A 9896-nucleotide genomic window follows, 5' to 3' on the forward strand; every position below is an offset into this window, starting at 1 on the left:
CGCCGATGAGATCAACGGCCGGCCGCGCCAAGGTCTGGGCGTACGATCGCCATTGGCTGTCTACCGCGAGCTGCTCATCAGCAGCTCACAGCATTCCTCCCTCTTTCATTGAAATCCAGGTGTTGCGCTTCAGGTTTGAATCCGCCCTGCATTTGATTTCGAAGGTGCTGCCGCGGACCTAATCGACGGACAGGCTTGTAGCCAGTAGCAAGCTACCGGCGATCGCGGGGCGCTGGCGGGATGACCGCCAGCGGGGCAGGGCGAGCGCCCAACGACCAGAATGCGGCAGTAGCAGCAACGAGAGCAGACTGATCGACAACAAAGCCGCGATCCGCGTATAGATCGTCTGCGGACTCATCCAGAGCAGACAGAACACCCCGTGCTACAGCCTTCCGAGGCCGAGATGCCGGCCGATGCACCTCAACAGACCGAGCAAGCTCACGAAGCTGCCGACGCCGCTCAACCTCGCCATCCAGGTCGGTGTAACTGCCGCTCATAACGCGACCGCCAATGCAACCGGAGCAGAGCTCGCACGAAGCGTTACCCCGGGCCGTGAACTTTGCCCAAGCCACGGTGCCAAAGCCCTCTTTTCCAAGCGACTCAACCGCTGGCAAGACCTTGTTGATGGCCCGGACGGTATCGAGGCAATAGGACAACAAATTTGGATCGTTCAGAGGCGAGTCAGCCTCGAACTTACCCGTGGAATCATCACGCGCCGTCGTGCGCTTACGAGGCTTACGGCCGGGACTTGGGGCTGCATTCATGAAGCGAGGCAACGTGTGTTATCCCCGTGATTATCATGGGGGCGAACGGTAGAAAGCATGTCAACCGGAGCGCGGGCGGCGGCCGCTGGCACCCCCCGCACAGCGTGGCCCCACCAGCGGCCGCCGCCCACGCTTCAGCAAGCTGCACTCGCAAACTGGCCGCTTCGCGATAGGCCACGTCGAAAAGACGTGCCCGGCGCACCAGCAACGACCACCAGCTACTGTCCGTGCCAACGAAGGCATGACCCTCTGGGGAAACGAGCTTGCCGGCAACGAAACTCCAGCCCGACCAAGACTCACCAGGCAGATCCATCCGGCCGAGCAATCGAACCAGGCGGTAGACCGCATAGGGAATCTCGTGGCGGCCGGACTGCCAGTTATGGATAGTGCGCCGGCTCACACGAAGCATCTGCGCACAGCCATCCAGATCGAGACCGAGGCCACGATACATGGCCCGGAACCTTCCGGCAAGCTGCATGCGGTTTTCACGATCCACTGGCATCCCTTTACGTCTACGACCTACTTCATACGATGTATATCCGGAGCATTATCGTTTGGCATCGGAAGTATCTTCCATTATTCGCTAAATAAATGCCGTCCGCCATGTTGTCCACATAATCAGACAGCCGTATTGAGACGCGCAGGACAGTACCGTTACCGGTAACGGCGAGCGCCACGCGCCAGGTCGATGTAACAGGCCAGCCAGCTGCCGCAAGCCTGTGCAAGGGGCGTTGAGGGCCCGTAGCCAAGGGCTACAGGCGCACCCGGGGCGCCGGCGGGATGGCCGCCAGCGGTGCAGGTTTCAAGCCGGGCGTCTCACGACGATGCGGATCTACTCCCTGCTGGCCTAGCTGGCAGGATCCGCCAGCTCAGTACCCCAGCGCGGTCAACTCATGTCCGGTGGGCTCCCGGTGCCGGATGTTGGTGTCGATGACGAACCAGACACCGTCGCGGTACCGGGTCACGCCCCATGCCACCTGCTCACCCGATGCCCCACCGGGTAGGTCATCGAAGACAACCCTGCAAACGTCACCCAGATCCCAGCCCACGAACTTCATGCGTTGGGGCTGCGGGACTGGCTGGCCCTTGCTGCTGGAGAAGCGGTTGCTCCAGGCATCACCTTCGGCGAAGGCCTTGGTCATGTACTTAGAGAGGTAAGACGCAATGCGCGACGGTGCCCGCATCCTCTTGCTGGACTGGAGATCTACGTTGCCCCCCAGGTCACCCACCACGGAGAGCCACACCGATCGGATGACGCTGTAGCTTTTGACCTTGACGCCGCGGGCGTGCATCACCTCACGAGGAACACGGTGGACAGCCATATGCACGTGCCACGCGCCGCGCTGCTGCCGCTCGTATGCAGCCACATAGAACCACCCCGGGATGACCCGGGCCATGCGCCGATTGAATTCCTTAACGTGCCGCTTCAAGGTCGACCACTCGGTCATGTTGTCGCGGTACGTAAGGGTCAGCAACGTGTCAACGCCGGCGGCCTTGCACAGATGCCGGACCCGTTGCTTAGCTCTCTGTGCAGCCCGTTCGAGGTTGGCCAAGCGGCGCTCTTCGGCAGTAGCCTCACGCTCGACAAGATAGTCGTCGTACGCCAACTGTGAGAGCTCACCCTCGAGGTGCCACGTCACCAGCGGACGAACACAATACTCAGTGTGGCCATTGCCCAAAGGACGACGGACCAACTCGTATCCGCCCCCTGAAGTGCCTCGAAGAACATCACGCCCTACAATTCGTTCCATCATCGTTGCCCTTTCCAACGTTGGTCATGGCCCCGGGAGTGTCGATAGCACTCGCCGGGGTTCTCTTTTGCGCATCAGGAAGGCCAGCTGCAGCCCTCCGATAGCGCGAGGGCAGGGCGGTAGGCCCTGACCCCTGGTTCAAACCGTTTTGGGCCATCCAGGCCCTTCGAACACGATCGGTGAAGGCGCTCACAGCCACCTCCTCAGGAACACCTGCTGGCGATGAGACAACCACCGTTCCAGAGGGCCAGCAAGCCATGTGTAGGCCTGCGCCACAGACTCCAGGCCGAGACGCCCAGCCCAGTATCCGGGCCTCTGCAGCAACCACCATGCACGGGCTGACCAGTGCCGCCTGAGTTGACCGTAGGCATCATCCGCCCGCATACGGGCAACCACGCGCTCAAGGTACGGATTCGATTCGAGGGGAGCCATATCAGCCCCCAGCGATGGCAGTCTTAACCGCCTTGCCAGTCTTGATCGCGGCCCTGAGAGCCTTGCGGTGGGCCACTGGCATCGCTGCAATGTCAGCTTCCGTGATCGTGTGCACCTGACCCTTGATATGGTCACCGTACCGCTTCTCCAAACTAGCCAAGCTCTCCAGCTCACCGCCGACGCCAGCCATCGACTGGATCGCCACTCCGCGAGACTGGGCCAATACCTGCATCCGTGCCGAGAAGATGCGAATGCAATCGGCAACCACATCCTCAGGCGTGAGCCATCCGATCGAACCATCCGCCGAATCTGGCCAGTCTTGACCCTCAGGCACGTCCAGATCAGACAGGAAGTCGTAGCGTTTGGAGAAGGCTTTGGCAGCAACCAACGACGCAAAAGCCTCACGCTCTACGTCCTCCAACGACAGCCAGCCAATGCAGTCCTCACGAGTACGAACGGGTTTCATGGATCTTCCTTTCAGGGCGGTTGGTAGCCGGTACGAGCAAGCCGGAAACCCGCATGGATGTTGGGTTTCCGACGGTCTGTGTTCCAAAGTGTCTTAGTGATAAATCTAGGGCCGGCGCTTCGCGCCGCCCTGCGGCCACGGCCGCCGGGCTGGGCTCTGCAGCCCGGCCCGCGCTCGTGCCCCTAACGGGTCCCGGCACGTGCCGGCCCTTCGCGCCCAGGACCCTCCGTAGCTCCATGTTTTCGCGGTAGAGAGGCCCAAAGAATCTCGCCTGCCGAATGAAGAGCGACCACCATGAGCAGTCACTGCCGACGAACGTGTGACCCTCAGGCGACCGCAACTTGCCGGCGACGAAGGACCAACCAACCCAGCCGTCACCGGGCAGCTCCACCCTGAAATGCAAGCGCAGCAGGCGGTAGGCCATGTGAGGAATCGGGTGCCGGCCCGACTCCCAGTTATGCAAAGTGCGAGGAGAGACCTGCAGAAGCTTCGCAACGCCGGCCCGGTCGAGACCGAGCCCGCGGTACATGGAACGGAAGCGGGTGGCAAGCATGGTGCGCTGGTGGAGCTGGAACGCGGCCGTCCCCAGCCGCTTGTGTAACTTCATACGATGTATATTATGTATAGTCAAACAGCCCGACAGACTTGAAGTCCCTGTAAACACGTTTTCCCAGCGCCCTTGTGCATCATCTGCCTGCGATGCAAGACTCACTCTTTCCCCCCGAGGACGACGACGAAGCGGCCGACGAATCGGCTGCGCCCGAACAATCCTCGCTGCTGGAACCAGGCCCGGCGACCGAGGCGCCGCGCCCCAAGGCCAAGCGCGGTGCCGAGGTAGGTCCGGCGACGCCGGACGCTGCGGTCCATGCGCTGGCTGAGGCTATGCCGGCGCAGCTGCGGCTCGGCACGTCGTCGTGGAACTATCCGGGCTGGGCCGGCATGGTGTGGGAGGCGGTGTATCCGGAATCGGTGCTGTCCCAGCGTGGCATCGGGGCTTATGCGAAGCATCCGCTGTTCCGTACCGTCAGTCTGGACCGGGCGTTCTACCGGGCGTTGACCGCCAGCCAGTTCGCCGACCTGGCCGCTCGAGTGCCGGCCAGTTTCCGCTTCGTCGTCAAGGCGCCGGCGATGGTGACCGATGCCCTGGTCCGCGCTGAGGACGGCCGCGGCATGCAGTCCAACCCCGGCTTCCTGAGCGCCGAGCTGGCGGTGCAGGACTTCGCGGTACCGGCGCTCGACGGGCTCGGCGATCGGCTGGGCGCGCTGGTCTTCCAGCTCAGCCCGCTGCCGCTGCGGATGCTCGATACGCTGCCGTCTGTCCTGGAAAAGCTGCGCGCGATGCTGGCGGCCTTGCCTGCGCTGCGGCCGATCGCATCCGACGCGGTGGTCGCCGTCGAGGTGCGCGATCCCGAGTGGATCGGCGGGATCCACGGCCCGGCGTTCGTCCAGGTATTGAAAGACACCGGCGCCACTTTCTGCCTGGGCCTGCACGCCAAGATGCCGGCCATCGCCGAGCAGTTGCACATGCTGCGCGCGCTGTGGCCCGGGCCGCTGGTCTGCCGCTGGAACCTCAACCGGCTCCACGGCGGATATGGCTACGAAGAAGCCGAAAAGCTCTACCAGCCGTTCGACAGGATGGTCGATCCAGACCCCGACACACGCGCCGCACTGGCTAAAGTCGCGGCCGCCACCGCCCTCGCGGGACACCCGGTCTACGTGACCGTCAGCAACAAGGCCGAGGGCTCCGCGCCGCAGACGGTGCGGCTGCTGGCCCAGGCGATCCGCGACCGGCTCTGAGAGCGTCCGGGCCGGTCGTCCCCTCAGGAGCCGAAGGCCATCGCCAACACCGCCGCGGCCATCACCGCGGTCGCGGCCCAGCCGAGCAAGCGCAGGCGTGTGCCGATCACGTTGTCGCCCATCACCCGGCGGTTGGCGGCCAGCAGCATCATCACCGCCATGATCGGCACCGCGATCACGCCGTTGATGACGGCCGACCAGAACAGCTCCCGCACCGGATCGGCGGGCGTGAAGCACAGGCCCACGCCGCCCAGCGTAGCCACCGCGATGATCGCGTAGAAGCCGCGGCCCTCGCCGCGCTCCAGCCGCAGGTCCATGCCGCCGCGCCAGCCCGCAGCCTCCGACACCGCATAGGCCGCAGAGCCCGCCAGCACCGGCACCGCCAGCAGCCCGGTGCCGACGATGCCCAGGCTGAACAGCACGAAGGCGAACGGCCCGGCCACCGGCCGCAGCGCCTCGGCCGCCTGGGCCGAAGTCTGGATGTCGTGCAGGCCCGCCGCATGCAGCGTGGCGTCGGCGCTCAGGATGATGAAGAACGCGATCAGGTTGGAGAAACCCATGCCGATCGCCGTATCCCAGCGTATGCGGCGCAGGTGGCGGCGTACGTCCCCGGCATCGTGCCCGGCGCCGTGGCCGCCCTGCCCCGTTTCCTCCACCTCCTGCGCCGCCTGCCAGAAGAACAAATACGGGCTGATCGTGGTGCCGAAAACGGCGACGACCATCAGAACCGCATCGTGGTCGAGCGCGAGCTGCGGCCACACCGCCGCCCGCGCCACCGCCCACCAGTCGACCTGCAGGCTGAAGGCCACCGCCACGTAGCTCAGCAGCGCCAGCGTGAGCCACTTGAGCCAGCGCACATAGATGGCGTAGCGCAGAAACACCTGCAGCACCAGGCACAGCACGCCGAAGCCCACCGCGTACAGGTGCACCGGCCCGCCGATCAACAGGCGCAGCGCCTCGGCCATGGCGGCGATGTCGGCCGCCACATTGATCGTGTTGGCCACCAGCAGCATGCCGACCACCGCGTACAGCACCACCGCCGGAAACGCCCGCCGGATATTGGCCGCCAGCCCCTGGCCGGTGACGTAGCCGATCCGCGCGCTGACCATCTGCACCGCGCACATCAGCGGATAGGTCAGCACCAGGGTCCACAGCATCTGGAAGCCGAACCGGGCGCCGGCCTGCGAATAGGTGGCGATGCCGCTCGGGTCGTCATCGGCCGCACCGGTGATCAGGCCGGGACCGAGCATGTGCAGCCGCGCGCGCCACGCGCTGCCGGCAGCGGCCGGTGCGGATACTGCGCGACGGGTTTCGTGTTCGATCATCCTCTGCCCTCCGGCTGGCCGGGCGGTGGGCCGAGCCTCCGCGCCGACGCTGGCGCGGGCGCGGGCGCGGGCGGAGTCTAGGCGCTGCCCACGGCTTTCCGAAGCGGTAAATCACTTGGCCCCGCAGGCTGCGCGGAGGTCAGGGCCAGGTCAGTCACAGTGGAGTAGAAGCACGCGGCGAGGAAGCCCCGAGTCCGGTCCGTTGTATCGCATCAGTGCATGTGGCCCCAGTAGACGAGCGCGTCGCGCCCCTCGACGCTCAGCGACACCTCGGCGCCCACCGGCAGCAGCACCTTGGTCGGCACATGGCCGAACGGCAGGCCGTCGATCACCCGGGCCTTGACCTGGGTGCGCAGCCAGTCGATCACCGTCTGCAGTTTGAAACCGCGATCGTGGGTGCCCAGGGTGTATTCGGTGAACTGGCCGAACACGATCGCCTTCTGACGCGCCAGCACGCCGGCGTGCAGCAACTGGCTCAGCATCCGCTCGACACGGTAGGGATGCTCGTTGATGTCCTCGATGAACAGGATCCCGCCCTTGACCTGCGGCAGGTACGGCGTGCCGACCAGCGAGGTCAGCACCGCCAGGTTGCCGCCCCACAGCACGGCCTTTTTGATATGTAAATCGCCTCCAGCCGACGCTGCACGCCGACCACTAGCTATCGATTTAATAGCACTCGCACTCCGTGGCTTCGGTATGCGCCAGCCGGCGCCCTCCCCCTGACCATGCAGCAGGTCGTCGAAACAGGCTTCCATGATGTCGTCGGGGGCCTCGGCGGTGCCGAAATCGGCGCCGAGCGTCGGGCCGCCCCAGGTGACGGTACCGGTCTTGGCCAGCAGGGCGGTCTGCAGCGCGGTGAAGTCGCTCAGGCCCACGAAGCGGGTGCCGCGCTCGGCCGCCTTCTTCAGCGCCTTGTAGTCGATGCCCGGCAGGATGCGGCCGATGCCGTAGCCGCCGCGCGAGATCAGCGCCACGTCGGCGCCGCTGGCCGCCGCGCGGCCGATGGCGGCGATGCGGGTCGCGTCGTCGCCGGCGAAACGCGTGTGGCTGGCGAGCGCGTCGGCGTCGATTTCGACCTCGTGGCCCAGGGCCTTCAGGCGTGCCACGCCGCGGCGGAACGCGGCCTTGTCGCGCACCGCGCCGGAGGGCGAATAGATGTAGATGCGGCGCTGCCGGCCGGCATGCGCATGGTCGTCGTCGCTATGCAGAAGGTCGTGCGCAGCGTGCGCGTTGGAGGCGGAAGGCATGGTCGGGGATGGACGGCTGCGGCGCAGCGGTTTCCTTGTCGAAAGACGGTCAGGAAGCAGGCGGCGAGGCCGGCCTGCGGGCGGCCGGGAAGTATTCCACAGCCTGCCGGGCCTGGTCGGCCGGTGCGGCGGAGCCGGTGTGCAGGTCGAGAATGCCGCAGGCTGCGGGAAACTGCGCTGCCAGGGTGGCGATGGCGGCGGCCTCCCCGGTCGCACTGCGCGGCGCGAGCCGGGCCCATGCGCGCGGACCGGCGCGATGGCCCGCGTCGGGGAACGGCGCGTCGTGCGCCTCCTGCCCGCCGACCGGCTCGGTCAGTACCGCGCAGCCGGCGATGCGGCCGGTCGCGCAGCGGACCACGGCCAGGGCCAACGGCGCCTGCGCCGCCGGCAGCACGACCACCGCGACGTTCAGATCGCACTGCGCCATCCACTCGGCCAGCAGCGCCGCGTGACACTCCAGCGTGTGCCAGGCGTCGCGCTTGGGTTTGTCGCTGCGGCCGAAGCCGACCAGGTCGGGCGCGACGACCCGCGCGCCCGACGCCGCGAGCGGTGCGAGCCATCCGGCCAGCGTGCCGCCCCAGCCCTGCGGACCGTGCAGGCAGACGAAGGTACCGCGGCTCGGCTCCGCGCGCATGGTTTCCAGCCAGTGCATCTGCAGCCCGCCGCCGGCAGCGGCCAGTGTGAAGGCATGCGCGCCGTAACCGGCGGGCGTCGGCAGGCCGTCGAAGCGTGACGCAGGCGTCCGTAGAGCGTCTTCGCGCACCGGTGCCGGCCGCGCCTTGCGGTGTGCCGCGCGCCGCTCTTGGAAGAACGCCTGCAGCACCTCACCGCATTCCTCGGCCAGCACGCCGCGCACGACCCGGGTGTGGTGGTTGAGCCGCGGCTCGCCGAAGAGGTCGACCACCGATCCGGCCGCGCCGGTGCGCGGCTCGGCCGCGCCGTAGACGAGCCGGCCGACCCGCGCATGCAACATCGCGCCGCTGCACATGGCGCACGGCTCCAGCGTTACGTAGACCGTGCATCCGTCGAGCCGGTAGTTGCCCAGCGCCCGTGCCGCGCCGCGCAGCGCCACGATCTCGGCATGGGCGGTCGGGTCATGCCCGTCGATCGGGGCGTTGCGGCCGGTGGCGACGATGCGGCCGTCCTGAACCACGACGGCTCCGACCGGCACCTCGCCGGCCCGCACCGCCGCGTGTGCTTCGGCCAAAGCCGCGCGCATGAAGCGCTCGTCGTCGGGCAGGATGCTCATGCAGGCCGTATGCCTGTCACTGGTCGGCCGCCTCGCGCTGCCGGCGGGCGGCTTCGGCCGCGTCGTCGAGGTCCTTCCGGACCTGCTGCTGCACCTCGGCGCTGCGCGCGCGCACATCGGTGGTCGCGGCCGCGCCGTGCGACGTGCCGGCGACCGAAGGTGTTCCGGCTTGCGGCAGCAACGCCTTCTTGGCCAGCAGCGCGACGATCAGCAGGGCCAGTACCAGGCCGATCAGGCCGAAAGGGGTGCGCATACGGAATCTTTCAGAAAAGTGGTGGCGGGGTGGCTCGCCGGCCGGGCAGGTCCACGCGATCGGGTCCGGCGATTCTAGGCAGCCCTGCGACGGGCGAGGGCCAGCACCGCACGGTCGATCGGCAGCGCCACCGGCTGCCCGGCCTCGACCTCCCGTGATACCGCGAACGCTGGCAGCAGGCTCACGCCCAGGTTCGTCGCGGTGGTGGCCGACAGCGCACGCCAGCTCCGCACCGGCGACCCGCAGGCGGCCGAACCGAACCAGATCGCCCCAAGGCGCCGGTCCTGGACGCCTTGCCCGGCATGGGCTTATTGGTAGCCTGCATCTTCTTCGATCGACGTCGCGCCGAAAAAAGGGGCTGCCGCCGGCAGCCCCTTTTGTTTCGGCATCACTCCACCCGATTATCTTTAATCATTTAAATTCTTTATACATCAACAACTTACAAGTGTACGACAAACAAATGCCAGGCGGATTCAAACCTGAAGCGCAACACCTGGATTTCAATGAAAGAGGGAGGAATGCTGTGAGCTGCTGATGAGCAGCTCGCGGTAGACAGCCAATGGCGATCGTACGCCCAGACCTTGGCGCGGCCGGCCGTTGATCTCATCGGCG

General features: G+C 66.5%; 10 protein-coding genes and 2 pseudogenes. 2 read left to right on the forward strand and 10 right to left on the reverse strand.

What is annotated here, in order from left to right:
- Positions 1-112, forward strand: a pseudogene (locus tag DFQ15_RS18295) (IS30 family transposase); the annotation flags it as partial.
- A 623-nt stretch (positions 113-735) separates the two neighbouring features.
- On the opposite strand, the gene DFQ15_RS18250 reads toward DFQ15_RS18295, so the two are convergent.
- From DFQ15_RS18250 to DFQ15_RS18255, 4 genes are all read right to left on the reverse strand, one after another.
- Positions 736-1266: a VC1465 family Xer recombination activation factor gene (locus tag DFQ15_RS18250; RefSeq protein WP_110466991.1), complete on the reverse strand. Its 531-nt coding sequence runs from the start codon at positions 1264-1266 to the stop codon at positions 736-738.
- A gap of 367 nt (positions 1267-1633) precedes the next feature.
- Complete coding sequence (locus DFQ15_RS16405) at positions 1634-2317, reverse strand: rolling circle replication-associated protein (RefSeq protein ID WP_146228775.1); 684 nt, start codon at positions 2315-2317, stop codon at positions 1634-1636.
- Positions 2318-2948: 631 nt separating this feature from the next.
- Positions 2949-3413 carry a hypothetical protein gene (locus tag DFQ15_RS16410; RefSeq protein WP_146228776.1) on the reverse strand — a complete coding sequence of 155 codons (465 nt, stop codon included), beginning with the start codon at positions 3411-3413 and terminating at the stop codon, positions 2949-2951.
- Positions 3391-4020: a VC1465 family Xer recombination activation factor gene (locus DFQ15_RS18255; RefSeq protein WP_110466994.1), complete on the reverse strand. Its 630-nt coding sequence runs from the start codon at positions 4018-4020 to the stop codon at positions 3391-3393. The genes DFQ15_RS16410 and DFQ15_RS18255 overlap by 23 nt, the downstream gene beginning before the upstream one ends.
- A 92-nt stretch (positions 4021-4112) precedes the next feature.
- On the opposite strand from DFQ15_RS18255, the gene DFQ15_RS16420 reads away from it, so the two are divergent.
- A complete protein-coding gene (locus DFQ15_RS16420; RefSeq protein WP_110466995.1) occupies positions 4113-5210 on the forward strand; it encodes a DUF72 domain-containing protein in 1098 nt (365 codons plus the stop codon).
- A gap of 23 nt (positions 5211-5233) precedes the next feature.
- Here DFQ15_RS16420 and DFQ15_RS16425 read toward each other — a convergent pair whose 3' ends face one another.
- The 6 genes and pseudogenes from DFQ15_RS16425 to DFQ15_RS18300 form a co-directional block, all read right to left on the reverse strand.
- Positions 5234-6535 carry an NRAMP family divalent metal transporter gene (locus DFQ15_RS16425; RefSeq protein WP_374941037.1) on the reverse strand — a complete coding sequence of 434 codons (1302 nt, stop codon included), beginning with the start codon at positions 6533-6535 and terminating at the stop codon, positions 5234-5236.
- 212 nt (positions 6536-6747) lie between these two features.
- The gene (locus DFQ15_RS16430) at positions 6748-7782 is read right to left on the reverse strand and encodes an LD-carboxypeptidase (RefSeq protein ID WP_110466996.1); all 1035 of its coding nucleotides are present in this window, start codon (positions 7780-7782) and stop codon (positions 6748-6750) included.
- Between the two features lie 49 nt (positions 7783-7831).
- On the reverse strand, positions 7832-9031 hold the full coding sequence (gene tadA, locus DFQ15_RS16435; RefSeq protein ID WP_110466997.1) for a tRNA adenosine(34) deaminase TadA: 1200 nt from the start codon (positions 9029-9031) through the stop codon (positions 7832-7834).
- A 16-nt stretch (positions 9032-9047) separates the two neighbouring features.
- Positions 9048-9284: a hypothetical protein gene (locus DFQ15_RS16440; protein ID WP_110466998.1), complete on the reverse strand. Its 237-nt coding sequence runs from the start codon at positions 9282-9284 to the stop codon at positions 9048-9050.
- Between the two features lie 74 nt (positions 9285-9358).
- Positions 9359-9517 carry a hypothetical protein gene (locus DFQ15_RS17480; protein WP_158529090.1) on the reverse strand — a complete coding sequence of 53 codons (159 nt, stop codon included), beginning with the start codon at positions 9515-9517 and terminating at the stop codon, positions 9359-9361.
- A 267-nt stretch (positions 9518-9784) separates the two neighbouring features.
- Positions 9785-9896 (reverse strand): annotated as a pseudogene (locus DFQ15_RS18300) (IS30 family transposase); the annotation flags it as partial.

Origin of the sequence: Xylophilus ampelinus, assembly GCF_003217575.1 — a bacterium.
Taxonomy (GTDB): domain Bacteria; phylum Pseudomonadota; class Gammaproteobacteria; order Burkholderiales; family Burkholderiaceae_C; genus Xylophilus; species Xylophilus ampelinus.